Source organism: Nocardia sp. NBC_01009, assembly GCF_045208035.1.
Taxonomy (GTDB): Bacteria; Actinomycetota; Actinomycetes; order Mycobacteriales; family Mycobacteriaceae; genus Nocardia.
Map to the genome: position 1 here is coordinate 7,622,946 of NZ_CP108695.1, position 26,350 is coordinate 7,649,295.

A 26,350-nucleotide genomic window follows, 5' to 3' on the forward strand; every position below is an offset into this window, starting at 1 on the left:
CGCTATTGAGCAGGACGATCAAAGGAGATCGCAATGACTGCCGTCGCACTCGACACCACCGGCTCGCACACGCTGCCGGACCGCCGCCCGATCGAGCCCGGCACGCGAATGTGGGACGAGACCGGCCTGATCACCTTCTCCCTGACCGCAGGCTCGGCGTTCCTGCTTCAAACGATGGAACCGACCATTTCCGCCGTCGTCGACGAGCATTCGACCTTTCGCACCGACCCGATGGGCCGCGCCGTGCGCAGCCTCGGCTCGGTGATGATGTGGATCTACGGCGGTGACGAAGCGCTCGCCGAAGCCGATCGCCTGCGCGCGATGCACGCATCGCTCAACACCACCGATGCCGCCGGCGTCCGGCACAAGGCGCTGTCGTCCGGGCCGTGGGCCTGGGTGCTGCACACCGGCACCTTCGCCTTCACCGAAGGCTCGAAATACTTCGCCCGCCGCCCGCTGACCGCGGCGGACAAAGAGGCGTACTACCAGGAGGTGGTGCAACTGATGCGCAACTTCTCGGTGGCGCCCAAGGAGATTCCGGAGAACTACACCGCGTTCGAGAAGTTCTTCGAGGACATGGTCGACAACTATCTCCAAGACACCGCCACCGCGCACGACTACCTGAAGGTGATCCGATCCGTCGCGCCACCTACCCAACTCCCGCGCATACTGCGCCCGATCTGGCGACGCGCGGTAGCCCCGGTCGGACAACTGCAGTATTTCTTCACCGTCGGCACCACCCCCGAGCCCGCCCGCCGCAAGCTCGGCCTGACCTGGACCGCATCCGACGAACGCAAGCTACGAGCACTGGGTTGGCTGATCGGCCGCACCGTACCGCTGCTCCCGGAACGCCTGCGCTACTTCCCCATTGCCTACGAAGCCCGCCGCCTCGAACGCGACCGCGCCAGACTGCGAAAGATCATCGACCTGCGCCCGATGTAACTCTGTCCGTCACCGCCGCGCACCCCGTCCCGTCTGGACGTCGGTGCCAGGTCGCCGCGAGATCCGCGTCGTTATCGCGCGCATCCCAGGGAATTCCGCCGACCTCGCTGAGCGACACCGAGTGTGAGCAGACCCTAGGCCGCGAAATACTTGTCGCCCGACCCGGTGGAAGTCACGGATGCGATCAGCGTGGCTGCCGAACTTCGTTGCCTGCGGGCTGCTTTCGAAGAAACCGGACCGTGCGCGGCACGTATTCCGGATTCTTGCAATCCTGCACAGCGGCGTCGTGTTGTTCCAGTGCGAGAAGTCCACCACCACCATCGACACGACGTATCCGGCGGTAACCAGGGTGCGTTGCTGTCCCATGCGCACCTCCACAACCCGGGGGGCGGCTGCTTCCACCGCACTATGGACGGCCGCCGCGATCATGTACCAGACGGGTCATGGTCCAGCGCCGCGACCGCTTGTCGAAATGCCTGCACGATCGGGCGGTTGTCCGACCGCCTGGTGGCGACGGCAACCTCCGCCGGTGTGCCGTCGAGGAGCACGAATCGCACATCGGGCCGTGCGAAGTACCGACTTGCCGCAGCACCGTGCACCCCCAGCAGGCCGGTCGTCGCGACAGCGCCCGGGACCGCCGACGGTGTGCGCACCAGCGGCGACCCCCGAGGCACCTGTTGCGCAGGGCCGGCCCATTCCGCGAGTCGCGGATGGCCGCCCGAGACCCGAACCCAACCTTCATCTGCGACATCGTTCAGACACAGCCGATCGGCGTCGGCAAACGGAGACGAAGCCGGGACGATCGCCACCCGGGGCGTGGTGTAGACCGGTTGGAATAGCAGGCCATCGAGATCACCCAGATAGTGCACGACCGCGACATCGACATCGCCTCGCCGCACAGCGTCGTACTGCGAGTACAGGTCCACGTCTTCGTACACCAGCTTTATGCCCGGCATGGCAGCGCCCACCAGGTCGCGCAGGAGCGGCCATCGCTCCGCCATCCCGAAACCCAGGACGCCGACCCGCAATACACCGGCCTCGGTCCGCAGCAACGGATCGGCGCTCGCCCGCAACTCGTCGAGCGCGAGCAACACAGCGCGTGCGTGCGAGACGACCCGTTGACCGACCGAGGTCAGCTCGACATGACGGCTGGTGCGATCGAAAAGCCGTGCACCGAGCGCTCGTTCGAGTCGTTGCACCCGTCGACCGAAGTGACCTGCCGTGACGAAATGCTGCTGCGCTGCCCGCCCGAAATGCAGCTCATCCGCCAAAGTCACTACATAGCGCAGCGATTCGATGTCCACCGTGAACCCCCAATCTCGAATGTGGGCATGGCTGTACTCCTCCAGTGCGTGAAATGGGTTCGGTGTGTGAATTGGGCGGCTGGGTCAGCGGACCCTGACCCAGCGCCGCCAGCGCGACTGTTCGGGATAGGAGCCGTCCAGATAGACGACCGGACGGCCAGGGCCGCGGGTGTCGGTCAGGCCAGCGCCGTCTCGTCGACCGGCACCATGCCAGTCCAGGTCGAGTTGTTCGAGTCAGTGTCGGTCGTGCGTTGAGCGTGCACTGTTTCCCTCCGGCTCGGCACCTAGCAACAATCCAACTATAAGTAGGAGTATGCGTATACGCAGCAGTTTGATCATGACGCATTTGGTACATGATCGCGGCGATTCTTTGTGGTGCGCTCGGAGTAATGGCTGCAGCTTGCCAGGACAGCAGGTTTTTCAAGCGACTGAGACCCCTGCAGGCCAGTCTGAGCCGGAGTACCGACCTGGCCTTGGAGGCATTAATGGCTCGATGCTGCCCGTTATCGGCGACGTCCGTGGCTGACCGAACTGGAGCGCAGCGATGGTAGCCCCTCCGCCACATGGCGCCCTGACCGATGCGCAGAACCGTGAACATAACCCTGCTCGCAGGACAGAAACTCGAAATCGGTCAGTCGTTGGTCCCGTCCAACAGCTTATTCCGACTGACTATGCAAACGGACGGCAACATAGTGCTCCGCGGCACGGGCATCGAGCCGGGCAAAGCAGGCTCGAACTCGACAGATATCTGGAGCACCGGAAAACAAGGCGCGGGCGTCAAATAGCTCGAGCTCGAACCCCGAACACGGCCAGTTAGGTAGCGAAAAAACGGGAATGCAGCCAGCGTGCTGCCCAATAATTGGTGGTTGAAAAGCTCCTTGGCCATCCAACCACCTGGGTGGGATCTCACGACTGGCTCGCATCCGTGCTCCAGCCAGCGGACCCGGACAAGCCAGAGCCAACCCGATTCATCGGCATCGGCATCGGCATCTTCACTGCAACCGACCATCTAGGCAGACAGCCCACCCAGCGGCGGGCGCTAATCGGCTCGGGAACGCCTGCGCTACTTCCCGATTGCCACGAGGCGCGCTGCCTGGGACACGCACCCAACCGGAATGAAAGGCCATCGACCGCGCTCTTGGTGATGCTGTAGCGACAATCAAACGACCCGTGGTAGCCGACCCGGCACCCACGGGTCGTTTGATGTGTCTACTATCGAGACATACCTGAAGCGCTGCAACAACTCTCGGATGTGTCGATGATCGATTCCGGCGGCGCCACGTGCGCCGCGACCCGGTGAGCGTGCATCCGGCCCTCGCGCACCCTGGTATACGTATCACTCACACTACGGCGCCGTTCGGGCGCCCCGACCCGGCTCGAACCACCCCGCATCGCCCGACCTCGCGTCCAGCATCGCTCGATTCGCCCAGTTGAAAGGTATTCCCGCACATGGCTCACAAGCCCAGCGTGCTGTTCGTCTGCGTCCACAATGCGGGCAGATCGCAGATGGCCGCCGGATTTCTCGGTGCGCTCGCCGGTGATCGCATCGAGGTCCGCTCCGCGGGCAGCACACCGGCCGATGCGCTCGACCCGGCCGTGGTCACCGTCATGGCCGAGGCGGGCATCGACATCTCCGCTCGAGCGCCGAAGCTCCTGACCATCGACGCGGTCGCCATGTCCGACGTCGTGATCACCATGGGTTGCGGCGACGCCTGTCCGTTCTTCCCAGGAATCAGCTACCGGGACTGGGTGCTGCCCGACCCGTCGGACGAGGACATCGCCATCGTGCGCTCGATCCGTGACCGGATCCGCATTCTCGTGGAGAACCTGATCGCCGAACTCATTCCGGCTACCGCCAGCTGAGCGCCGCCCTCGTCCACGGTGTCCGATTTGTTCAAGACCGGCCGCACCGAGCCCACTTAGGCTGCGGGTCATGACTCCACAACTCGACTTCATCGGCATCGTGGTCACCGATATGGCGGCCGCCCTCGACTTCTACCGACGCCTCGGGCTTGATTTTCCGGAGGGCTCCGAGGACCAGCCGCATGTCGAGGCCGCGATCGCGGGAGGGATGCGCATCGCCTTCGACACCGAAGCGGTGATCAGGTCATTTCATCCGGAGTGGCAGCCGCCCAGCTCCGCGGGCCGGACCGGACTCGCCTTCCGGTGCACCGATCCCGCCGAGGTCGATCGGGTGTTCACCGAACTCGTCGACGCCGGCTACCACGGCGAACTGAAGCCATGGGACGCCGTTTGGGGTCAGCGCTACGCCTCGCTCGCGGATCCCGACGGCAACGGCGTCGACCTGTACGCCCCGTTGCCCGCTACCGACTGAGCAACTCACGCAACGGCATTCCCGCCAGGTCCCGCACCTCGCGAGCCAGATGGGCCTGGTCCGCGTAGCCGGTGCGTGCGGCGGTGTCCGCGAGCGCCACTCCACTGCGCGCCACCGCCAGGGCCCGCTGCAGCCGCAATACCCGAGCGAGCGTTTTCGGCCCGTATCCGAAGGCCGCGAGGGACCTGCGATGCAGTAGCCGCGCACCGAGCCCGGCCGCTTCGGCGGTCTGCGCCACCGACCACCCCGCATCCAACGCGACCGCGATCCGGCGCAGGATCGGATCCGGCGGTTCGGTGTCGGCCGCCCGCCGCAGCACTATCGCCTCGAGCGCGGCGATCGTGTCGTCGGCGTCGTCGATCTGCGCAGTCAGCTGCCGGACCGTTGCCGACGGCCACAGATCCGCGAGTTCGACGCGTCGATCACGCAATTCGTGTGCGGGCACCCCGAGCAGCGCGGGCGCACTGCCGGGAAAGAATCGGATCCCCGCAAAGCGGGTTCCCACCGGAACAGCTGGGCGGTAGGCACCGGTGTCCGGACCCGCGACCGACAGCCTGCCGCCGGTCCACAACAGGTCCATGCACCCATCGGGCAGTACGGGCAGGCCGAGATCATCGCGAGTAACGGTGCGGGTCCACACCACAGCACCGTCGAACCGTGACGGGCGCTCGCGATACCCGAGCTCCGCCGTTGCCTCCACCACGATTCGAGGCTACCTGTGTCGTCAGCGACTCTGTCGAGATTATCTACGCCGTAGACAACTGGGATCGGAGGCCGGGCGCTGCCCCGGCGCCGGCGCGATATCAGATCCGCCGACGGCTCAGTGCGGGTTGAGACCGCGGGGTGCGACGCGGATGTAGTTGATATCGGTAGCAGTGATTTTGGCGTCGGGGTCCTTGCACCCGACGCTGACCTCTGCCTCGGGCGGTGACGAAAAAGTCCAGATGGTGGTCCAGTCTCTGCCTGCGATGGATTCCTGTTTCTTCACATCCGAGGAGCGGAGATCTTCATTTCGTCCGGTGCTGTCGGCTACCGCGCAGCGCAGGCCCGATGCCGCCGAGCCCCACTCCGCGGGAACTTTGATATCCATGACGGCATCGGCGGGTACGAGCACTTTCTCGGTTTCCCCGAGGGTTATCCGCACACCGCCGCCGGGCTCGGCAGCCTCGCTCGGCTCCGGAGCAGCGGTCACCGCACTCCCCGACGAAGCAACGGTCGACGTCGCAGCGGAACTAGACGGCTTGTCATCGGAGCACCCAGCCGCGGCAACAGCCACCAGTGCGGACGCCGTAATCCAGATCAGTTTCACAGGTCAAACCTCTCTTCGCGCCCACTAATCAGGCGTCGGTACGGATCAGCGATCGAACAGAGTATGACGACTTCTCAGATGAATGCAGACTACATTGCGTGAAAGTTGGCAATTGACCCGCAAATAGAGTGTGCGCGGCCGAGTTCGAGGGCAAGGAGAAGCACCGCATACCGGCACCGAGAATTGTTCCGCGTATCCGTATGCCGCCGACGACAATTCGCGCCTACCGAACATGGTCAGTTCAACTTCGCACCGACGGTTAAGATCGCGGTGACCGAAGTGAGCACCGTGGTTCGGAGGACGCCGATGATGTTGCCCGTCGTATTCGACACTTTCGACATCGCCGCAGCCGATGGCGACGCCGATTCCTATCTGGTCAGACCCGATGACGGGCGAGCCCATCCCGGCCTGCTGTTCCTCATGGACGCCTACGGCCTGCGCCCCTGGCTCCGCGAGATGATGGAAGCCATTGCCGCGCACGGCTTCACCGTGCTGGCACCGAATATCTTCTACCGCTCGGGACGCGCACCGCTGCTACCGCTACCGGACCCCGCCGAGCCGGACGGCCAGGCCCATTTCTTCGCGGCATTGGCCCCGGTGCGGCAGCAACTCACGCCGAACAACATGATGGCGGACACGAAAACCTACCTGGACTGGCTGAGCGCTTGCCCATTCGTCGCACCGCGCGCACTCGCCGTGACGGGCTATTGCATGGGTGGCCGGCTCGCCCTGCGCACCGCAGGCGCCTATGGCAGCCGGATCGCCGCCGCGGCCAGTTTCCATGGCGGACGCCTCGCAGTCGAGGATGCGCCCGACAGCCCGCACCACGCCGCGAACGGCATCACCGCGGAACTGTTGATCGCCCACGCCGATCGGGACGTCTCCATGCCCGCCGACCAGATCACCCTGCTCGACTCGACGCTCGACGCCGCTGGAGTTCGATTCACCTCGGCGGTGTATCGGGATGCGCAGCACGGCTTCACCATGCGTGACACTCCAGCGTTCAGCGAGGCAGCCTACGAACGCCACCTGCACGCCCTGCTGGCGTTGCTGGATCGCGCATTCGCGGACGGCACCGGATAGATCGGCGGCAGGCGGACCACCTCCCGCGGAAGACTCATTGATCGACCGGAACGGCACGAGGAGCGCAATGGAATTGACCTACCGCGACATCAAGGCAGCCACCGACCGCGTCGCGGGTCGGGTGCGGCCGGTCGCCCTCGCGCCCGGGGACCGCCGAGCCGGATCCGTCTCGGGTGAGCTGTGGTTCGCACTCGAATTCATGCAGCACACCGGCACATTCAAGGCGAGGGGCGCACAGAACTTCATCCAGGCGCATCGGGACGAGGGCACATTACCGGCGGCTGGGGTGACCATTGCCTCCGGCGGCAACGCGGGCCTCGCGTGCGCATGGGCGGCGCAGCAGCAGGGCGTGACCGCGACGGTGTTCCTGCCGACGACAGCACCCACGGTGAAGGTCGACAAGCTACGCGGCTACGGCGCGCAGGTGCGGATGGTCGGCGACGAATACGCGCACGCGCTCGCCGCGTGCCTGGAGCACGCCGACACCACCGGCGCACTGCTGTCGCACGCCTATGACAATCCGCTCATCGCCGCGGGCGCGGGAACCCTGATGGAGGAGATCCACCGGCAACTTCCCCGGCTCGACACCATCGTCGTCGCGGTCGGCGGCGGCGGCCTCTTCGCCGGGATAGCCACGGCCGCAGATCATTACGGCATCCGAACCGTTGCGGTGGAGCCGGAGAATTGCCGTGCGCTCCGTGCCGCGATCGAAGCCGGGCACATCGTCGACGGCCCCGTCGATTCCGTCGCCGCCGATTCCCTCGGCGCCAGGCGCGTCACAGAGCTGGCGCTGCACGCGGCTCAGCACTACGACGTCGCATCGATGCTGGTCTCCGACAACGAGATCGTGACCGCCCGTCGCGCGCTGTGGCACGATCGCCGCCTTGCCGTCGAGCACGCGGCTGCAACGGCGCTCGCCGTCCTGACCAGCAACGATCAGCGTCCCGGCCGGGCGTACCTGCCAGATCCGGACGAGCAGGTCTGCGTCGTATTGTGCGGCGCCAACACCGATCCCTCGGATCTGGGCTAGTCGCGGCCTGCTAGGTGCCGATCACGGCATTCATGATGGTGCCCGCGCTTGTCGCGACGACACCGCCGATCATGGCTCCCGCCACCATCTTCGGCGACTGCAGACCGCCGCCGGACCATTTCTCCCACGCGAAGCGGCCGCCCGCGTAGGTGATGGCGCCGACACCCGACAGCAGCACGAACCAGGTCAGGTAACGAACCATCTGCAAAATCTTGTCCGAGATCGGCGGCGCCTGCGGGGTCGGGTTCCCGATCTGGGCGAGGACTGTCCCGTACATGTCATGTGCCGCAGCGAGAATCATGCTCACAGTCGTACCCCTCTTCGAATGCCGGTGACGCCGTCGAACGCCTAGCCAGATGATAGCCGGTCATTCTGAGAAAGATTGCGCAGCAACCTGATTCGCACCATCCCCCGAAGACGCGCCGGGCGGGACGCGCGCACCCGGCCTGTCGCCCACGCATCCTTGTTTTACCATACGATCGGACGTATTCTTTGTTGATGACCACCACGACCCTCCCCTCGGCCGAAGAAACCGATCCGTACTGCCTGCACCCCCTCGATGCGGCAGCACTGCTCTTCGACGCACCATGGCGGCGATTCGCGGTGCTCGGCGACAGCCTCTCGGCAGGCACGGGCGACCCGAGCCCAGGTTATGCGACCTTGGGCTGGGCCGACCGAGTAGCGGACACCCTGCGCCGGGTCCATCCGGATCTGGCGTATCTCAGCACCGCGCAGCCCGGCGCGACGACAGACCAAGCGCTACAACACCAGTCCGAGCAAATCCGCGCGTTCGCCCCCGACCTGCTCCATGTGCCCTCCGGCGCCAACGACATCGTCAGGCGCACCCCCGATTTCGACGACATCGAGGAAACCCTGCGCGAGATGTACCGCCTCGCAAGTAGCACCGGGGCACAGCTGATCACCTTCACCCTCGGCAAGGCGTACATCGTGCCGGTCTTTCCCGACTGGGACCAGCGGGTGCGCACGGTCAACGACATCACCCGCAGGCTGGCTGCCGAATACCGCGCGCACGTCGTCGACATGTGGGATCACCCGATCAACCACCGCGCGAACCTGTTGAGCGCGGACGGTATTCACTTCTCCGCGTCGGGCCAGGCCGTACTGGCCGCCGAGGTCGTCAAACGCCTTGCCCATCAGCTCGGAAAGCGGGTATCGGCATGATCTCGGATAAGCGCCTGTTGCGCGGGGCCCGATCCCGCCAGATCGTGCTGCGGCAGGCCGTCGACACCGCATCGCTCGATGGGCTGGAGGGGCTGAGCTTCGGCAAACTGGCCACCGACACGGGACTCAGTAAGGCGGGCGTGCAGACCCTCTTCAAAACGAAGGAGATTCTGCAAGTAGCTGCCGTCGACCACGCCCGCGAGATGTTCATCGACGCCGTGATCCGCCCGGCCCGCACACAACCTCGCGGGGCGGCACGCCTGCGCGCGCTGATCGAGCATTGGATTGTCTACGCCGCGACGCCGCTGTTTGCGGGCGGCTGCCTGCGGATGGCGAACATCGCGGATTTCGACAGCCACCCCGGCCCGGTCCGCGACGCCCTTGTCCGCGATCAGCAGGACTGGATCGGCGCCATCGCCGCCGAGCTGCGGCACGCCGTCACCGCGGGCGAAATCGCCGACCTGGACACCGATCTTGCCGCATTCCAGATCGACGCCGTGCTCGGCGCCGCGAATAGCGCGCTACGTCTCGGCGATACCGAGGTGGTGCACAAAGTGCGCCGCGTTGTCGAGGGTTTCCTGGTGGCGCCGTCGGCTCAATCGTGATTGGCAGGCGTTCGCTGCAGCACAATTTCGGTGTGGTCGCCGGTTAGCACCAGAGCGTCGTCGACGACCGTCCAGGCCGGGGTGAGCAGCAGGAATTCGCTCAGCCAGCGGTCCTGCTGCATCAACTCCGCCGAGCAGGTGAGCACGGTGGAAAACGGTGACCTCGCCTTGACGATTCCGTCGTCGATGTCCGCGTCGAACATGACCGTGTTGCACCCCGCGTGGGCAGATAGCCTGCGGGTCTCGGCCACGAACCACAGCGTGATCCTGGTGCCGCGGACGAGGTAGCGGCGGCGTCCGTCTTCGGTGACGGACAACGAAACGTAGCGGTGGCCCCAAAGATTGGAGTCGATCATCAGCAGATCAGCCCTCACTTGCGATAGTTGAACAACCAACTATCGTGGGGCGTGCAGGGCGAACCCGGAACGGGTCGGTCCACTGAGCGAACCGATCAGCGAAGATTCTTCCCGATCTCGCGGGCCGCATGGGCAACCAGGCTCGGGAGATTCGGCGGAAAGCGCGGCGCGAGGGACATGCAGGCGATTGCAGCGGGACCACCGCACCCATTCGATTTGATTGCCGCTGCCGCACAACAGACTCCGGACACCAGGTCGTAGCGGTCGACGGCGATCATGCCGTCGTCGGCGATGGCGGTTTCGATGCGCCGCCATTCTCCCGCCGAGTAGGTCGGCGGCGGTGGCGCATTGTCGGCCCGCGCGGCGTGCAGCACCTGCACCATCGCGGTCCGGAAGGTGAGGTCGGCTTCCGCCTCGGCCGTGACGAATATCTCCGCACCCTTGAAGCTGGCGATCAGATGTACCTCGTCACCGTCGAGAACACACACTGCGACAGTCGCTTTGGTCATGGCGGCCAACGTCCGCCCCGGTCGTTGCGCGGCCTGGCGCAGCAACGGCGCGGCCTGCCACTGCCTTCCCAGCTCCGCCATTCGAGCACCGACGAAATACCGCTGCTCCACCCGCTGGACCGCACCGAGGGCAACCAACTGCTCGGCGAGCCGGTACGCCGTGGCCTTTGCCAGCCCGGTGGCACGCGCGAGCTGGGAAAGACCGCACCCCTCTGGGACGACCGAAATCGCCTGCAGCACTTGGAACCCGGCTTCGAGCACGCCACGTCCCGCACTCTCGGTCTGTGCCTCTGCCACCACCGCGCCAGCCCTCCTCGCTCAGCGCACCGCAGGCTCGGGCGCGCTCCCCAGCGGCCCCGCGGCCTCCCAAAGAATACGCCCGGACCACCCCGATCCCGCGATATTCGGCTAATCGTCGCGCACATCGCGCAACGCAGACCCAATTCGACTGTGTCCGAGTGTGACTGGAGACGTCCGCAGTGGTGGGTTCGAGTGCGCCACCACGGGTTCAGCTCACCAGCAGCACGACTTTTCCTGGGCCACGCCCGGTTTCGCTTTCCTGTTGAGCGGCGGGGGCCTGGTCGAGGGAGAAAGTTCGAGCGGGGCCGGGGAGCCGGTATTCGCCCGCGGCGAGCCGTTCGGCGACCTGCCCGGCGAGTTCGGTCGGACGCGGAGAGCCACCCGTGCTGGTGAAGGTCACACCGAGCTCGGCAGCGGCGGGATCGGCAATGGTCACGATCCGGTCGGTGCCACCGCGCAGATCAATGGCATCGGGCAGCCCACCATGGCCCGCGGCGTCGAATACGGCATCGACACCCTTGGGCGTCAGTGCGCGCACGCGTTCGGCCAGACCGGCGCCGTAGGTGGTCGGGGTGGCGCCGAGGGCACGCACGACGTCTTGATTAGCCTGCGAGGCAGTGCCGATGACGCTGACGCCGCCTGCCACCGCCAGCTGCACCGCCATCGAACCGACGGCCCCCGCCGCGCCATTGATCAGCAGCGTCTCGCCGGGCTGCAGCTGCAACAGCTTCAGCACATAGTCCGCGGTAGACACGGCGACGGGAAGCGCCACGGCGTCCGCCCAGCCGAGCCCGGCAGGCTTGCGGACGACGGCGGCACTCAGCGCGTACTCGGCGTAGCCACCGCGGCGCGCCCACCCGAACACCTCGTCACCGACGGCCACTCCGGTGACCGACGGACCGACCGCGTCGACAACGCCCGCGATCTCGGCACCGGGATACTGCGGAAACACCGGTTCACCGAAGGTCAAAGCGCCCGAGCGAACCTTCCAGTCCGCCGGATTGACCCCCGCCGCTCGCACGGCGACACGGACCTCGCCTGCGCCGGGCTCGGGTACCGGGATATCCACGATCTTAAGCACCTCAGGCCCACCGAACTCGTCGAACGCGATCGCCCGCATCTCGTCTGCCTCTCTCCCGATTGCTCGTGAACAACCACCCTAAGCCGAGATTCATGCCATGCCGCCGATTGCGAGCTCGAATCGTGGCGGCGGCTATCTCGTACCACCTGCCACAGCGGGGCCGAGAACGCCGAGATCGTTATGAGCATCGAGCACGTCAATCGTCGCCGTCGGGCCCGCCGACCGGCCGGGCGCGAGGTCAGCGGCCGAGGCGAATGGATCGTGGCAGGCGGCCCGGAACACCGCCGCCCGCCCTGCCGTGGTGGTGCGAGATCCCGATCTTCGCACCGGGCAGCGCGGGCCGCTGATTTCGTACCTTCGATTACTGATCACCCTGAGGCAGGTGCACTTTCGCATCCTCGTAGGTGCCGGTGGGCGCCGTATCCGCGAGTGTGTAGACCTGGTGCACAACCCCCGATTCGAAGGTGGCCGAGGAGATCAGGCGCAGCGGAAGCGGAGTGTCGGCCTCCTCGAACAACCGCGCGCCCTTGCAGACGGCGATCGGATGGACGAGCAGGTGTAGTTCGTCGAGCAGTCCGGCCTCGAGCAACTGCCGGACAACCGACACCGACCCACTGATGGCAATGTCGGTCGCGCCCGGCTGGTTCTTCAGCGCCGTGACGGCCTCGATGAGCTCGCCCTTCAACAGTTCGGAATTGCGCCAGGTGAACTGCAGATCCTGGTTCGACACGACGATCTTGCGGGCATCGCCGAGCGCCTTGCCCATCGCAGCGTCCTGCTCACCCGCCAGCTCCCGATCCGGCCACGCCACCGCAAAGCTGTCATAGGTCTTACGCCCGAGCAGCAGTGTGTCGGCGGACCCGAGCTGCGCATCGACCGCCGCGCCCATCTCGTCGCTGAAGTACGGGAAATGCCAGTCCTGCGGGTCTTCGATCACGCCGTCGAGCGAGATGAACAGACCTGCGGTGATCTTCCTCATGGGACGTCTCCTGGTGGTGGTTGCTTCGTCATCAGTTCAGACGAAGCACACCTCGAGAATTCATCGCTCGCGCGGCGACCCCGTCCTGATCGGCCGTAGGCACACCTCTCAGCTTCTTCACAGCACCCCCTCGCGATACTCGAACAATGCATCCCCTCGGACTCTTGCACAGCGCCATCGTCGACGCTGTCACCGAACCCGCGGCGAAGGATGTCGCGCTCGCCGAGCTGGCCGTGGCGGGGGTTCTGGTCACCACGGGGATGGTCCAGACCGGTCGCCGATACGTCTCAGCGGCGTTGTGCGTCGGTGGGTTGCTCATCGCGTTCGCGATATTCGCGATCCAGGTATCCGACAATGGCTGGCTGACCGGCGGCGACGCGCCGACCCGCAACTGGTTCATCGCCCATCGCACACCATGGATGGATACCGCGGCACTCGTGATCACCACACTCGGCAGTCCGGGCGCAGTCATAACGCTCACCGCGCTCATCGGGGCATGGCTGTCGTGGCGCGCACGATCCGCCCTGCCGATCATCGTGATTGTCGCAACGGGAGCCGCAGCCTCGGCAACAAGCACCACACTGAAGCTGGTGGTGGGACGGGTGCGCCCGCCGATCGAGACGCAGCAGGTCATCACCACGGACTACTCGTTCCCGTCGGGACACGCCACCAGTACCTCGGCGCTGGTCGGCATCACCGTTGCCATCCTGATGATCGGGCGCGGCCGACAGTTGGTGGCGCTACTCAGCGCGGTCGCGGCCCTGCTCATCGCTCTGGTGGCGGCGAGCAGGCTCTACCTCGGCGTGCACTGGCTCACCGACGTCATCGCCGGAGCCCTGCTCGGCACCGCCTTCGCGGTCATCGGGGCCACCGTGCTGTACGCACTCGAGCAGCAGCGAACAGCTATCGGCAGTGCCGAGGCTGCTGGGTCAGCCGGGGAGAGTCACTTGCCCAGCGCGCGGGCCAGCTGACTCTTCGTCATCTTCGAGCGGCCCTCGATATTGCGCTGCCTGGCCTCGTTGTAGAGCTGATCGCGGGTGGGCCCCTTCGGTCCCTTGGTCCCGGATCGCAGGCCACCACGGCGCTGCGGCGACATACCGCTTGTCGAGGACCGACTCGCCGTCTTGGTCCTGCCGGATTGGGCGCGGTTCTTGTTGACGGTGCGGGCCGCGATCTCTTCGGCCCGATCCGTGCTCGCGCCCCGGTCCTTCGCGGAGTCCTTGATGTGCTGGTACTGCCGCTCGTCCTTCGTGCTCCATTCCTTCGGCATGTCACACCTCCTGCGCACCGAGTACCCAGGCGGCTACGGGTAAACAACATGGCCGACCGGTCACCGTATACCGGAATCGGCACGCTGCAGGTGGCGTGCTCGTTACCGGACAACTCGACCCATGCCATTCCGGGCTTGTCGTATCTGCACTGCGCTACAGAGGCGTGACCAGGGACGGAAGGCTCGCCGGTGCATTCGGGCGGCGGAGATATCTACGACGCCCCGACGATAACGGTTTGATAACCCCGGCGAGTGGGTATCACAACAGCATGACAGTGACGAGAAACCGAACTCACCGGATTGCCGGTGTGGAGTGGGGAACCGCACTGCTGGCTCTGGCAACCTGCTTCACGTTCACCGCCGGCATCGCCGCGATCACCCGATCCTTCACTACCGCAGCAGTTTCCACCGTTTGCATCGCGGCTGGACTGATGTTGACCCTCAGAATCCTGCCGCCGAACCGCTAGCCCCTCTTCGACATTCGGGTGGCCCCGATCGAGGCGGCGACCACACACGTAACACCCGCCCACTGCGCAAGATTCATGATCTGGCCGAGGACGACGAGACCGGCCAAGGCGGCCGCGGCGGGTTCCAGACTCATCAGCACGCCGAACACCCGAGCCGGAATACGCCGCAGTGCTTCGAGTTCCGCCGAGTAGGGCAAGACCGACGACAGCATCGCCACCCCGAATCCTGCTGCGAGCACGGAAGGTTCGAGCAGCGCGGCACCGGCATCCGCGATGCCGACAGGCGCCATCAGCAAACCGCCGAACGCCATCGCCAACGCAAGGCCGCCGCCACCGCTGGTCCGCTCTCCGAGCGCGCTGCTGAGCAGAATGTAGCCCGCCCAGCACACCGCGGCGGCCAACGCGAACAGCACTCCCGACCACATCACCGGCCCTGCGGTCCGGGTCAACAGCACAACTCCCGCCCCGGCCAACAAGGCCCACAGCGGGTCGATCCAGCGGCGCGAGCCCGCGAGCGCGACCGCGAGCGGTCCGAGGAATTCGATCGTCACCGCCATGCCGAGCGGAATGCGGTCGATCGACTGGTAGAAGGACAGATTCATCAATGCGAGCACGGCGCCGTAGCCGAGCACGACGGGCAGCGCGCGCCGGTCGATGCGCAGTGCCGACCGCCAGAAGATCAGCAGCACGATCCCGGCGAAGAACAGCCGCAGACTGACCGCGCCCGCGGCACCGGTTGCGGTGAACAGCTGCTTGGCCAGCGCCGCACCGATCTGCACGCTGACGATCCCGGCAAGCACAAGGGCGGTCGGCGGGACGCCCCCGAGCCCACGTTGCGCCATCGCCCGCACGGCATGCAGCGGCCACGCCGATTTCGGACTCCGTTCGAGATCGATCGCCACCACGTGCCATCCCTCCGTTTCCATCGCCAATTGCCCAGGCCCCCACCATGCCAACCCACACCGACACGTGCCGAAGAGGCGCTACCCGGCCACCGCGTCGATACCCACGAGCAGTTCGGCGACGGGCTGCGCACCAGGTTCCAGATGGTGGCGGGGAACCGCACGCACACCTGCAAACGATGAATCGTGTCGTCCGAGACTGCCTGCTCGCCTCAGGCCGTCGGTTGCGAACCGGTGAGAGCCGCGGGTGCCGGTGCGGCATCGTCGGCAGGCGGACGCACCGACGAGATGGCGGGCGAACGCCTGCTCGTGATGACGAACACCACGACGAGCAAGACGCTGAGCCAGACATAAGTGTTCCCGACCAGGTGCTGCCACGGTGTCCACGACAATTCGCGTTGTTTGTCGCCGGGCATCCAGTTCTGTGGCCCGTAGACGAACGCCGCTGCGGTGACGGTGATCGCGACATACCAGCCGATCGCCTGCCGCACCGGCAACCGGGTCGCGTACCCGACCATCGCGAGCAGCGCCGGTGCCACCCACACCCAGTGATGCGACCACGAGATCGGCGACACCAGCAACGTGAAGACCGCGTTGATCGCCAACGCCAGCGCGGGCGCCGAGGCCGCGCGCCGCATGGCGACGACGACCAGCGCTAGCAGAGCGGCGCTCAGCACCAGCCACAGCAGGGTGAACAGCGGCTTCTCCACGCCGAACCTGGCGAGCACGGCCTGGATCGACTGGTTGGTGTGAAACGACGAGCCACTGAGCCCGGAAACGTTGCCGAGCCCGCCGAACCAGTACTGGACGGATTCGTGCGGCAGCACCGCGAAACTGAGCGCGGTCGCGGCAGCGCCGGTGATCGCGGCGGTCGTTGCTGCGCGATAGTCACGGCGGACCAGGAAGTACAGCACGAACGCCGCGGGAGTCAGCTTGACCGCCGCGGCGATGCCGATCAGCATGCCGCGCCGCCACTTCGGCTTCTCCGTCAGACAGTCGGCGGCGACGAGGACCATCAGCAGCAGATTGACCTGACCGAAGTCCAGCGTCGAGCGGATCGGCTCCAGCAGCATGGCCAGTGGCGCCGCGCAGGAGGCGGCCAGCAGTGCCTGCCTACGCCCGGATTCCTCCGGCCAGCGCCGCCGTGCGACCAGATACAGCGTGACCGCCAGCGCGACGGTGGAGGTGAGGAAGAAGGTGAAGGCCGCGGCATCCCATGGGAGCAGTGCGAACGGGCTCAACACCACCGCGGCGAACGGCGGATAGATGAACGGCAGGCCGATACCGATGGTGGTCTGCGGCAGCTGTCCGTACATATCCGCGCCGTCACGCAGCGCCTCGATCCCGAGCCGATACACCTGCAGATCTATGAACCCACCGGTGATTCGCTGGAAGGGCCACAGCGGCAACATCAGACACAGTGCGGCGAATCCCGCCAATAGCGGCGGCACCAGCCACACCAAGCGCCCGAATCGACGGTTCGGTGTCCTCGGTTCGTCACGGGTGGTCACGCTGCTCATCCGCGGCCACTATACCGACAGGCGGCAGCCCCGCCGAATCGGCGGCTGCCGCACCTGGGAGGTCCAATCCTGGTCTGCCGCCCAGATCGCGCGTACCGCTGTGGTCCGAGCATTTCGGCTTCCCGGCCTGCGCACCGAATGCAGAAGCCGTTACTGCGCGAGCCGGTCACGGGCTGGTTCGGCATTGCGCAGGGCACCGCCGGTCACAGCCGCCACCGCCGGTCGACTCGCCTTCCGCTTGCGCGCCCGCGCACCGACATCACGCAGGAGCACGACGTATCGACTCCACTCGGCGGGAGTCCGAATCGCCCCGGTCAATGCACGTTCCGCACAGTCGAGGCTGTCTTCCAGCAACGCGTCGTGCATCCAGCGATAGAACAGCGGCCACGACAACCGTGCGCGGCCACGCAACTTGATAGCAAGCACATGACTGAGCAGGATGGCGCCGTCGCCGGCATGCCGCACCGAATACTCGTGAAACCCGTGGAACCCGCGAGGCGCGGTGAAGCGGAACCGAATCCAGCGACCCGGCTCATAGGCCTCGACAATGTAGTGAACAGGGCCGTGCCCGCCGACAGCCCCGAACCCCAACGGGCGGTCGAACCGCACCGCGGGCCACTTGTCCCGCGGCCACAAACGGTCGCCATCGCTCGCGATGCCGTCGATCAGCGCCCCAACCTCGGACTCCGACACCGGCAGCCGCCGCGTGTGGATATTGAGTACCGCCATCTCGCCACCTTTATTTAGAACGTTCCTTCTAGAACGATTAGAGGGTATGTTCCACTACAACCCCTGGTCAAGCACAACCTCACGTGGCGAACATCGCCCGATCGACAAAAAGTGTTGCCTTGACGTTCGGGGCAAGGTTTACCGTCGATCACATGCGAATTGGTGAACTCGCCCGGCGAGCCGGAACGACAACGCGGGCGCTGCGCTTCTATGAGTCACAGGGGCTGCTCGATGCGAGGCGCTCGGCCAACGGGTATCGCGAGTACGACGAAGCGGACTTTCGGCTGGTCGATGAGATCAGGACCCTACAGGCCGTCGGCTTGAGCCTCGATGACACCAAGCCGTTCGTCGAGTGCCTGCGCGCCGGTCACGAGACCGGGGATTCCTGCGCCGACTCGATCGAGGTCTACCAGCGCAAACTCGCCGAGGTCGAGGAATGCATCGCCCGGCTCGACGTGGTGCGAGCGGGGCTGCAGGACAAGCTGACCCGCGCGCTGACCCGGCCTGCGCATTCGTGCTGCGGAGCAGACACCATCGAGACGAACGAAATCGCGGAGGCATGATGTCGTCCACCACCCACACCACCGCCGATATCGCCGCCGTCACCGACAAAAGCTTCGTGCGCGATGTCCTCGAGCACGACAAACCCGTTCTGGTGGACTTCTGGGCGGCATGGTGCCCACCGTGCCGGATGATCGCACCGGTACTCGCGCAGATAGCCGACGAGCGTGCCGGATCGCTGACGATTCGCGCCATCGACACCGACTCGAACCCGGCCGTGATGCGCGACTATCAGGTGATGTCGCTGCCGACACTGATCCTGTTCCGCGGCGGTCGGCCGGTCACCACGCTGGTCGGTGCGCGCTCGAAAGCCCGGCTGCTCGCGGAGATCGATGCCGCCCTCGGTGCCTGAGGACACCCCTGTCGACGACATCGATCGCGCCACCGCGACATAGCTTCGCGGCGGGTGGCTACTCGGCGGATGAAAGCCAGCGAGAGCTCAACTTTCGCTCCGCGGCCGGGGTGAGGGTGCCGAGGACGCCGAGGCGGGCGATGCCGCCGTCCGGGTAGATGTCGACGCGCACATGGGTGGCGGGCCTGCGCGGAGCACGCGGCAACCGGAATCGATGCGGAGTGTCGGGCTGCAGGGGCGTTTCGGGCAGCAGCTCGAACCAGGCCGGGTCGGCCGGCGCGGGCAACGGTTCGTCGCCGTGGTGATCGATACCGAGCAGGCGGGCCGAGCCAGGGGCGTTGAACAGCAGGTTCGTGGTGTCCAGCTCGATCAACTCCGGAAAGCCCTGGGCGGCGAGACGGATTGTCGCCCAGTCGTTTCCGCCGTCCCGACGCCGCGCGGTCTCCCACCCCTCCGCTTGGTTGCGCGCCAGACCGGGGGCGAGCATGTTGTCCGGGGCGGAATAGAACATATTGGAGCACGCCACCGCGCGTGCCCCGTTGGCCAGCGCCGCAAGGTCCACGGTGAGACCGGTGAGCAGGGCCGGATCCGGGACCACCTCACCGTGCACGCGCAGGCGGGCCACGCCACCGTCCGGGTACATAGTCAGGCGGACGTGGGTGAAGATGCGTTCGTCCGACACCGGGAACTCGTGCTTCGCATCGCCGCCGATCGCGCTGCGCGGCACGATGTCCACCCATTCCGCGCTACTCAGCCGCGCCACCGAGGGGTAGTCCGGCGCCCGGCACGCCGCAACCGAAATATGGGGCGGGTAGTTGCCTTTGAACCAGGCCGTGTCCACTACGACGCCGCGGATCACACCGGACATACCGAGGCGGATGATGGCCCAATCGTCACCGGGGCCGCGGTGCCTGCGGGTTTCCCAGCCGTCGTACTCCTGCCCCTTGGGACCGAACGTGTGCTCCTGGAAGCGCGGCTCCCACGGGTTGATGAGATTCTCTCGCTCTTCAAAAGATTCGTCGCTCGCGGCGATCACGCTCGCGCGATTACTGCGCAGCGCCAAGTCGGGCAGGCTGGTGAAGTCTGACATGTGTTCTCTCTCAACGGTTGTCGGTAACCAAATGACGACCCGCAGGCGGGTGGCCGTGCCACGCGACACGGCCGCCGAGCCAGGTGGAATGGACAACGCCGAACAGCTCGCGGCCGCCGTAGGGCGTGATCGGGTTCTTGTGCGCCAGAGCGATCGGCTCCACGGTGAACGACGCCGCGGGATCGAAGGCGACGAGATCGGCATCGCAGCCGACCTCGATCCGCCCCTTGCGGCGTAGCCCGGCCAGCTCTGCGGGCGCGGCCGCCATCCAGCGCACGACGTCGGTCAGCCCGAATCCCCGTGCCCGCGCGGCGGTCCAGACCGCGGGCAGCCCGATCTGCAGCGATGAGATGCCGCCCCATGCGCTGGCAAAGTCGCCCTCCTTCATGGCGGGCGGGCACGGCGAATGGTCGGAGACCACGCACGACAGCACACCGTCGGCCAGCCCCTGCCACAGCGCGTCCTGGTTGGCGGCGTCCCGAATGGGCGGACAGCATTTGAACGCCGTCGTGTATGCCTCCGCGGCCGACAGCGTGAGATAGTGCGGACAGGTCTCCGCAGTGATGCGCACGCCGCGCGCCTGTGCGGCGGCGAGCGGTGCCAGGCAGTCTGCCGACGAGACGTGCAGGATGTGGGTCCGGGTGCCTGTTGCCTCCGCTAGCGCGATGATCTGTTGCACCGCAGAGCTTTCGGCGGCCCCCGGTCGGGAATTCAGGAACGCACGGTAGGAGCCGTCGACCGGTTCGCCCAACCGCACGGGGTCTTCGGCGTGCACAATGAGCAGCCCGTCGAAGGATGCCAGCTCCCGCATCACCTTGTCGATCTCGTCGAGTGTCAGCGGCGGGAACTCCTCGACCCCGGACGGCGACAGGAAGCACTTGAAACCGACGACGCCCGCCTCGTGCAGCGGTCGCAGCGAGTCCAGGTTGCCGGGAATCGCACCGCCCCAGAAGGCCACGTCCACATAGCACTGTCCGTCCGCCGCCGCGCGCTTGGTGGCCAGGTCGGCAACGGTGACCGTCGGCGGCAGCGAATTCAGCGGCATGTCGACGATGGTGGTCACCCCGCCGGCCGCCGCAGCCTTGGTCGCGGTGGCAAAACCCTCCCACTCGGTGCGCCCCGGCTCGTTGACGTGGACGTGCGAGTCGACAAGTCCCGGCAGCACGACCAGGTCGGCGAGATCGGTGATCGTGGTCGCGGGCAGCACCGTGTCGTAGTCGCTCAGCGCTGCAATTCGTCCGTCCTGCACGGCTATTGCGGCGGGCCGGATCCCGTCCGGCAGTGCGACGCGCCGGGATCGGATGACCAGATCATGCATGAGCGCCTGCCTCGTTGCCGATTGCCTTGTCGCCCAGCCAGTTCTCGGCGATGTCGCGAGCGAGTGCTTCCAGTAGCGGTCCGGCCTTCGCCATGCAGACCTCGGGATCCGGCTCGATGTCGGTCAGTGTGTATGCCTGCTCGATGTGGGCGCGCCGCAGCTGCTCGTCGGTGAGCGCCCGCTGCCCCGCGACCGCGATGACCGGAGCACCGGCGGCCGCCGCTGCCCGTGCCACCCCGACCGGCGCCTTCCCGTGCAGCGTCTGCCGATCCAGTGAACCCTCACCGGTGATCACCAGCCGAGCGCCTTCGACCTGTTCGGCGAAACCGAGCTGCTCGAGGATCAGCTCGATGCCCGGCCGAACCTGCGCACCGAGAAAAGCGAGAGCGGCATAGCCGACCCCGCCCGCGGCCCCCGCGCCCGGCCGGTCGACGACGTCGACGGGCAAATCGCGACGCACGATCGACGCGAAATGGGCCAGGCCCCTTTCGAGTTCGTCGACATCGGCGGTCTCGGCGCCCTTCTGCCGCGCGTAGACATTCGCCGCGCCGCGCACCCCGAGCAGCGGGTTGTCGACGTCGCAGGCGACGGTCACCGGAACCCTGATCATGGCGCTGGTGTCGATGCGCGCCAGCCTGCGCAGCGACCCGCCGCCTGGTGCCAGCGGGTGTCCGTGCTCGTCGAGGAAGCGGACGCCGAGCGCGGTCAGCATGCCGACGCCCCCGTCCGTGCACGCACTGCCGCCGAGGCCGAGGACGACCCGTCCGGCACCGCGTTCGACGGCCGCCTTGATCAGCTCACCGGTGCCGAGACTGCTCGCGGTCAGGGCCACCGTGGCATCGGGCCTGCCCTGCAGCCTGCGCAACCCCGATGCCTCGGCGAGCTCGACGACGGCGGTGTGATCGCGGATCGCGAACGACGCGACGACCCGATCCCCCAGCGGCCCCGTGACGGTCGTCTGGAACCGCGAGAAACCCGACTCCACCACGGCGTCGACGGTGCCGTCTCCACCGTCGGCCACCGGCATGGTCAGCACCGGGATGTCCGGCCGGACCTGCCGAAGCCCCGCCGCCAGGTGCGCGGCGACCTGGGGGGCCGTCAGCGACCCCTTGAACTTGTCGGGCGCGATGACACAATGCCCGCCCCGCCACAATTTCCTGGCCGCACCCGGCCGACTCAATTGCCGCCTCCGACGGGTTCCGGTTCCTCGATCGGCGCGATCGCGGTCGGCGCGTCTGCGGCAGAGCTTGCCAGCTCCTCGAACTCGTTGATGTTGTCGATCTCCAGTCCCATCGACACATTCGTCACGCGCTCGAGAATGACCTCGACGACCACCGGCACCCGGAATTCGGCCATCAGCTTCTTAGCGTCTTCCAGCGCGGGTCCGATCCACGCGGGGTCGTTGACGCGGATCGCCTTGCAGCCCAAGCCTTCCACCACCTTGACGTGGTCGACGCCATAGCCGTTCAGCTCGGGACTGTTGATGTTCTCGAAGTCGAGCTGGACGTAGTAGTCCATCGAGAAGTTCCGCTGTGCCTGGCGGATCAGGCCCAGATACGAGTTGTTCACCAGCACATGGATGTAGGGGATGTTGAACTGTGCGCCGACGGCCAATTCCTCGATGAGGAACTGGAAGTCGTAGTCCCCCGACAGCGCGACCACGGTGGCCTCGGGGTCGGCGGTCGCGACCCCGAGCGCCGCGGGCACCGTCCAGCCCAGCGGCCCGGCCTGACCGGCATTGATCCAATGCCGCGGCCGGTACACGTGCAGCAGTTGCGCCGCCTGGATCTGCGACAGACCGATGGTGCTGACGTAGCGGATGTCGGGTCCGAACGCCCGGTTCATCTCCTCGTAGACCCGCTGCGGTTTGATCGGGACATTGTCGAAGTGCGTCTTGCGCTGCCCCAACTGTTTGCGTGCCCGCACCTGGCCCGCCCAATCGCCGCGGTCGGCCAGTTCCCCTGCCGCCGCCAGCTCGCGGGCGACCGCCACGAACACCGCGAGCGCGGCGCCCGCGTCGGAGGTGATACCGAAGTCGGGCGCGAACACCCGCCCGATCTGGGTCGGCTCGATGTCGACGTGCACGAAAGTGCGTCCCTGGGTATAGGTTTCGACGCCACCGGTGTGCCGGTTGGCCCACCGGTTCCCGATGCCGAGGACGAAGTCCGATTCCAACAGGGTCGCATTGCCGTAGCGATGCGAGGTTTGCAGACCGACCATCCCCGCATGCAGGGCGTGATCGTCGGGGATCGTGCCCCAACCCATCAGGGTCGGTACCACCGGAACACCGGTCAGCTCGGCGAATTCGACCAGCAACTCGGCGGCGTCGGCATTGACGATGCCACCACCCGCGACGATCAGCGGCCGCTGCGCAGCGTTCAACATGCGGATCGCCTTCTCGGCCTGTGCCCGCGTCGCGGCCGGGCGATGCACCTCCAACGGCGTGTACGTCTCGATGTCGAACTCGATTTCGGCGAGCTGCACATCGATCGGCAGGTCGATGAGGACCGGCCCCGGCCGACCGTCACGCATGAGGTGGAATGCCTTCTGGAACGTGCCGGGCACCTGTGCCGGTTCGAGAACGGTGACCGCCCACTTGCTGACCGGTGCGGCGATCGAGGCGATGTCGACCGCCTGGAAGTCCTCCTTGTGCAGCTTGGCCACCGGAGCCTGCCCGGTGATGCACAGGATCGGAATGGAATCCGCACTCGCCGAATACAACCCGGTGATCATGTCCGTGCCCGCCGGGCCCGAGGTGCCGATGCAGACGCCGATATTGCCCGGCACGGCGCGGGTGTATCCCTCGGCCATGTGCGATGCGGCCTCCACGTGGCGGGCAAGGACGTGCCGAATCCCGCCGTGCGCCTTCATCGCACTGTAGAAGGGGTTGATCGCGGCGCCGGGCAGCCCGAAAGCCTGTGTCGCCCCCTCCTTTTCCAGAATCAGAACAGCCGCATCGACGGTGCGCATGCGTGCCATGGTCAGCTCGCCCCGTCTGTCTCGGTCCGCCCGGACAGCGCGTCCGCGACGAGCAGCAGCGCCGAATGGTCCAGCGAGCCGTAGCCCATGGCCCGCGCCGCGGCGATCAACTGCGCGGTCAGCGCGCCCATCGGGATCGACACCTCGGCCTGACGAGCGGCCTGCAGGATAATGCCCATGTCCTTGTGGTGCAGGTCGATTCGAAACCCCGGCACGAAACTGCGCGCCAGCATGGACTCGCGCTTGAGCTCGAGGATCTTGCTGCCCGCAAGGCCGCCGGCCAGCACGTCGAGGCCCTTCGCCGCGTCCGCGCCCAGATTCTCCATCAGCAGGATCGCCTCGGCGACCAGGGCATACGTACCGCCGACGACCAGCTGATTGGCCGCTTTGACGCACTGCCCCGCACCGTTGCCGCCGACCAACGCGACGGTCTTGCCGACCGCGCCGAAAATCGGCCGGGCGGCCTCGAAGTCGGCCTCCGCGCCGCCGACCATGATCGACAGGGCGGCATTGACCGCCCCGGTCTCCCCTCCACTCACCGGGGCGTCGAGGACACGCAGGCCCTTCTTCTTGCCCTCTTCCGCGGTCCACCGGGCCGTCTGCGGGGTGATCGTAGAGAAGTCGATGTACAGCGTCCCGGGGTTCGCGTGCTCGAGGACATCACCGAAGACCTGCTCGACGTGCTCGTCCTGGGGCAGCATCGTGATGACGATGTCCTTGTCGCGCACCGCTTCCGCAGCGCTGGCCGCGGCCGCGCCACCCGCCGCCTTCAGCTTGTCGAGCCCGGTCGGGCCGACGTCGTAACCAGTGACGTCGTGCCCGGCCGCGACGAGGTGGCCCGCCATCGGGCTGCCCATGATCCCGAGTCCGACAAATCCGATCTTGCTCATGACTCCACCGTTCCCAGCGGGCGCTGTGTCGATGATTCGCTCGCTGCGCTCGCTCATTTGATCCAGTTCCAATCCAACTCGGGGTCCTTGTATTCGAGGCCGATCCAGCCGTCGTAGCCACTGGCGGCGAGGGTTTCGAAGAGCCGGGGAAAGTCGAGCTCGCCGGTGCCTGGTCGGCCGCGGCCGGGATCATCGGCGATCTGCACATGGCCGATGTGCGGCGCGTGGGTCTCGATCACCTCGATGAGGTTCTCGTCCATCCTGGCCAGGTGATAGAGGTCGCAGAGGAATCGCACATTGGGCTCGCCGGTCTGCTCGATGACTCGAATCGCGTGCTCGGCGCTGACGATCGGATAGTCCGGCGACTCGAGGGAGTTGAGCGCCTCCACCAGCACGGTGGCGCCGATGCGAGCTGCCGCCCGAGCGGCGATGCGCAGGTTCTCCAACGCAAGTTCGTCCTGCTTCTCCGGAGATTCGCCGGCGATCCGGTTGCCGTAGAGGGCATTCAGGGCGCGACAGCCGGTGCTGTCGGCGATCCCGACGGCCACATCGATGTTGTCCCGGAACTTCATGACTGCACTGGGGACCGAGACCAGGCCGCGGCCCGCCGGGATCAGATCGATGAAGTTCAGGCCGATCAGCTCGACACCGGCATCATTGATCGCACGGATGAATTCATCGATCTCTTTATCGCCCGGTGCCGGATTCTCCCCGAATGGCCACCAGAATTCGACCGCGTCGAATCCGGCCTGCTTCGCGGCGGCCGGTCGTTCCAGCAGCGGGAGGTCGGTGAAGAGTATCGAGCAGTTGACATCGAATTTCGGGAGTTTCGAACTCCCCGTGTAGTTATTCATTCAGCTCCTTCGGCGGTATTTCTGCCAGCTGCCGATCGCGGTGATATCGATCAGCTCCGGATACGAGGTCGGCGGCCTGCGCAGCACCATGGACAAGACCGAACGGCCGTCCTCCAGTTCGATCGCGCCGAGCTCGAGTTCGGGCGGCTCGGCGGGCAGCAACCTGCTGCGTAGCACGTCGAGCGGCACATCGAAGAGCTCCCCCTCGATCGAGTCGCCGCCGTCCGCGGCCGGCTCCAGGCCGGGAAAACGGTCTCCGACAGAGAAGAATCGGTAGCGCGGCGCGGTTTTCACCTCGCCCGCGAAGGGCGCGCCGTCCAGCAGGTGGTTCAGCGGCCCGCCACGCATCGCGGAACCGTTCAGAAATATCAACGGCATTGTTCGGGTCCTTTGTTCGAAATTT

Annotated in this window: 29 protein-coding genes; 10 read left to right on the forward strand and 19 right to left on the reverse strand. The window is 66.4% G+C overall.

Going from position 1 to position 26,350, the window contains the following annotated elements; translation table 11 throughout:
- Window positions 1-33 precede the first annotated feature (33 nt).
- Window positions 34-942, forward strand: coding sequence for an oxygenase MpaB family protein (locus tag OHA42_RS34435; protein WP_406232160.1), 909 nt, complete (start codon window positions 34-36; stop codon window positions 940-942).
- 425 nt (window positions 943-1,367) lie between these two features.
- Here OHA42_RS34435 and OHA42_RS34440 read toward each other — a convergent pair whose 3' ends face one another.
- Window positions 1,368-2,246, reverse strand: a complete 879-nt coding sequence (locus OHA42_RS34440) for a LysR family transcriptional regulator (protein ID WP_406232162.1) — start codon at window positions 2,244-2,246, stop codon at window positions 1,368-1,370.
- A gap of 1,449 nt (window positions 2,247-3,695) precedes the next feature.
- Here OHA42_RS34440 and OHA42_RS34445 point away from each other — a divergent pair.
- Window positions 3,696-4,109 carry an arsenate reductase ArsC gene (locus OHA42_RS34445; RefSeq protein ID WP_328404886.1) on the forward strand — a complete coding sequence of 138 codons (414 nt, stop codon included), beginning with the start codon at window positions 3,696-3,698 and terminating at the stop codon, window positions 4,107-4,109.
- Window positions 4,110-4,179: 70 nt separating this feature from the next.
- A complete protein-coding gene (locus OHA42_RS34450) occupies window positions 4,180-4,581 on the forward strand; it encodes a VOC family protein (RefSeq protein ID WP_406232164.1) in 402 nt (133 codons plus the stop codon).
- Here OHA42_RS34450 and OHA42_RS34455 read toward each other — a convergent pair.
- Entirely contained in the window at window positions 4,571-5,284 is a 714-nt protein-coding gene (locus tag OHA42_RS34455; protein WP_406232166.1) for a helix-turn-helix domain-containing protein, read from the reverse strand. The genes OHA42_RS34450 and OHA42_RS34455 overlap by 11 nt on opposite strands.
- Window positions 5,285-5,401: 117 nt before the next feature.
- Window positions 5,402-5,773 (reverse strand): hypothetical protein, encoded by a 372-nt coding sequence (locus tag OHA42_RS34460; RefSeq protein WP_406232168.1) that lies wholly within the window; start codon window positions 5,771-5,773, stop codon window positions 5,402-5,404.
- 423 nt (window positions 5,774-6,196) lie between these two features.
- Here OHA42_RS34460 and OHA42_RS34465 point away from each other — a divergent pair, with 423 nt between their 5' ends.
- Both OHA42_RS34465 and OHA42_RS34470 read left to right on the forward strand, forming a co-directional pair.
- Complete coding sequence (locus OHA42_RS34465; RefSeq protein ID WP_406232169.1) at window positions 6,197-6,973, forward strand: dienelactone hydrolase family protein; 777 nt, start codon at window positions 6,197-6,199, stop codon at window positions 6,971-6,973.
- 67 nt (window positions 6,974-7,040) lie between these two features.
- Window positions 7,041-8,003, forward strand: a complete 963-nt coding sequence (locus OHA42_RS34470; RefSeq protein WP_406232171.1) for a threonine/serine dehydratase — start codon at window positions 7,041-7,043, stop codon at window positions 8,001-8,003.
- A gap of 10 nt (window positions 8,004-8,013) precedes the next feature.
- On the opposite strand, the gene OHA42_RS34475 is transcribed toward OHA42_RS34470, so the two are convergent.
- Window positions 8,014-8,304 carry a hypothetical protein gene (locus OHA42_RS34475; protein WP_328413320.1) on the reverse strand — a complete coding sequence of 97 codons (291 nt, stop codon included), beginning with the start codon at window positions 8,302-8,304 and terminating at the stop codon, window positions 8,014-8,016.
- Between the two features lie 197 nt (window positions 8,305-8,501).
- Between OHA42_RS34475 and OHA42_RS34480 the strand changes: the two genes are divergently transcribed.
- Window positions 8,502-9,185 (forward strand): SGNH/GDSL hydrolase family protein, encoded by a 684-nt coding sequence (locus tag OHA42_RS34480; protein WP_406232173.1) that lies wholly within the window; start codon window positions 8,502-8,504, stop codon window positions 9,183-9,185.
- Complete coding sequence (locus OHA42_RS34485; RefSeq protein ID WP_406232175.1) at window positions 9,182-9,790, forward strand: TetR/AcrR family transcriptional regulator; 609 nt, start codon at window positions 9,182-9,184, stop codon at window positions 9,788-9,790. Before OHA42_RS34480 ends, OHA42_RS34485 begins: the two co-directional genes overlap by 4 nt.
- On the opposite strand, the gene OHA42_RS34490 is transcribed toward OHA42_RS34485, so the two are convergent.
- The 4 genes from OHA42_RS34490 to OHA42_RS34505 all read right to left on the reverse strand — a co-directional run bounded on the left by OHA42_RS34490 (window position 9,781) and on the right by OHA42_RS34505 (window position 13,015).
- A complete protein-coding gene (locus tag OHA42_RS34490) occupies window positions 9,781-10,164 on the reverse strand; it encodes an META domain-containing protein (protein ID WP_406232177.1) in 384 nt (127 codons plus the stop codon). The two genes, OHA42_RS34485 and OHA42_RS34490, sit on opposite strands and share 10 nt — an antisense overlap.
- A gap of 77 nt (window positions 10,165-10,241) precedes the next feature.
- A complete protein-coding gene (locus OHA42_RS34495) occupies window positions 10,242-10,952 on the reverse strand; it encodes an IclR family transcriptional regulator (protein ID WP_406232178.1) in 711 nt (236 codons plus the stop codon).
- A gap of 211 nt (window positions 10,953-11,163) precedes the next feature.
- On the reverse strand, window positions 11,164-12,075 hold the full coding sequence (locus tag OHA42_RS34500) for an NADP-dependent oxidoreductase (protein ID WP_406232180.1): 912 nt from the start codon (window positions 12,073-12,075) through the stop codon (window positions 11,164-11,166).
- A 322-nt stretch (window positions 12,076-12,397) separates the two neighbouring features.
- Window positions 12,398-13,015, reverse strand: a complete 618-nt coding sequence (locus OHA42_RS34505) for a dihydrofolate reductase family protein (RefSeq protein ID WP_406232182.1) — start codon at window positions 13,013-13,015, stop codon at window positions 12,398-12,400.
- Window positions 13,016-13,161: 146 nt separating this feature from the next.
- Between OHA42_RS34505 and OHA42_RS34510 the strand changes: the two genes are divergently transcribed.
- Window positions 13,162-13,986 carry a phosphatase PAP2 family protein gene (locus tag OHA42_RS34510; RefSeq protein ID WP_406232183.1) on the forward strand — a complete coding sequence of 275 codons (825 nt, stop codon included), beginning with the start codon at window positions 13,162-13,164 and terminating at the stop codon, window positions 13,984-13,986.
- Here OHA42_RS34510 and OHA42_RS34515 read toward each other — a convergent pair.
- The 4 genes from OHA42_RS34515 to OHA42_RS34530 all read right to left on the reverse strand — a co-directional run bounded on the left by OHA42_RS34515 (window position 13,959) and on the right by OHA42_RS34530 (window position 17,903).
- Window positions 13,959-14,285, reverse strand: a complete 327-nt coding sequence (locus OHA42_RS34515) for a plasmid stabilization protein (RefSeq protein ID WP_406232185.1) — start codon at window positions 14,283-14,285, stop codon at window positions 13,959-13,961. The genes OHA42_RS34510 and OHA42_RS34515 overlap by 28 nt on opposite strands.
- A 463-nt stretch (window positions 14,286-14,748) precedes the next feature.
- Window positions 14,749-15,654 (reverse strand): EamA family transporter, encoded by a 906-nt coding sequence (locus OHA42_RS34520; RefSeq protein ID WP_406232187.1) that lies wholly within the window; start codon window positions 15,652-15,654, stop codon window positions 14,749-14,751.
- A 212-nt stretch (window positions 15,655-15,866) separates the two neighbouring features.
- Window positions 15,867-17,174, reverse strand: coding sequence for a glycosyltransferase 87 family protein (locus OHA42_RS34525; protein ID WP_406232189.1), 1,308 nt, complete (start codon window positions 17,172-17,174; stop codon window positions 15,867-15,869).
- Window positions 17,175-17,324: 150 nt separating this feature from the next.
- Window positions 17,325-17,903: an SRPBCC family protein gene (locus OHA42_RS34530; protein WP_406232191.1), complete on the reverse strand. Its 579-nt coding sequence runs from the start codon at window positions 17,901-17,903 to the stop codon at window positions 17,325-17,327.
- 152 nt (window positions 17,904-18,055) lie between these two features.
- On the opposite strand from OHA42_RS34530, the gene OHA42_RS34535 reads away from it, so the two are divergent.
- Both OHA42_RS34535 and trxA read left to right on the forward strand, forming a co-directional pair.
- On the forward strand, window positions 18,056-18,466 hold the full coding sequence (locus OHA42_RS34535) for a MerR family transcriptional regulator (RefSeq protein ID WP_406232193.1): 411 nt from the start codon (window positions 18,056-18,058) through the stop codon (window positions 18,464-18,466).
- A complete protein-coding gene (trxA, locus tag OHA42_RS34540) occupies window positions 18,466-18,816 on the forward strand; it encodes a thioredoxin (RefSeq protein WP_406239803.1) in 351 nt (116 codons plus the stop codon). The genes OHA42_RS34535 and trxA overlap by 1 nt, the downstream gene beginning before the upstream one ends.
- A 58-nt stretch (window positions 18,817-18,874) precedes the next feature.
- Here trxA and alc read toward each other — a convergent pair whose 3' ends face one another.
- The 7 genes from alc to OHA42_RS34575 are packed head-to-tail and all read right to left on the reverse strand — an operon-like array spanning window position 18,875 to window position 26,325.
- The gene (gene alc, locus OHA42_RS34545; protein WP_406232194.1) at window positions 18,875-19,906 is read right to left on the reverse strand and encodes an allantoicase; all 1,032 of its coding nucleotides are present in this window, start codon (window positions 19,904-19,906) and stop codon (window positions 18,875-18,877) included.
- Window positions 19,907-19,916: 10 nt separating this feature from the next.
- Complete coding sequence (gene allB / locus OHA42_RS34550) at window positions 19,917-21,224, reverse strand: allantoinase AllB (protein ID WP_406232196.1); 1,308 nt, start codon at window positions 21,222-21,224, stop codon at window positions 19,917-19,919.
- Window positions 21,217-22,404, reverse strand: coding sequence for a glycerate kinase (locus OHA42_RS34555; protein ID WP_406232197.1), 1,188 nt, complete (start codon window positions 22,402-22,404; stop codon window positions 21,217-21,219). Before OHA42_RS34555 ends, allB begins: the two co-directional genes overlap by 8 nt.
- On the reverse strand, window positions 22,401-24,203 hold the full coding sequence (gene gcl / locus OHA42_RS34560; RefSeq protein ID WP_406232198.1) for a glyoxylate carboligase: 1,803 nt from the start codon (window positions 24,201-24,203) through the stop codon (window positions 22,401-22,403). The genes OHA42_RS34555 and gcl overlap by 4 nt, the downstream gene beginning before the upstream one ends.
- Before the next feature lie 2 nt (window positions 24,204-24,205).
- A complete protein-coding gene (locus OHA42_RS34565; RefSeq protein WP_406232199.1) occupies window positions 24,206-25,093 on the reverse strand; it encodes an NAD(P)-dependent oxidoreductase in 888 nt (295 codons plus the stop codon).
- Window positions 25,094-25,146: 53 nt separating this feature from the next.
- A complete protein-coding gene (locus OHA42_RS34570; protein WP_406232201.1) occupies window positions 25,147-25,947 on the reverse strand; it encodes a hydroxypyruvate isomerase family protein in 801 nt (266 codons plus the stop codon).
- Window positions 25,948-26,325, reverse strand: a complete 378-nt coding sequence (locus OHA42_RS34575) for a gamma-glutamylcyclotransferase (RefSeq protein ID WP_406232202.1) — start codon at window positions 26,323-26,325, stop codon at window positions 25,948-25,950. It abuts the gene before it with no gap.
- Window positions 26,326-26,350 lie beyond the last annotated feature (25 nt).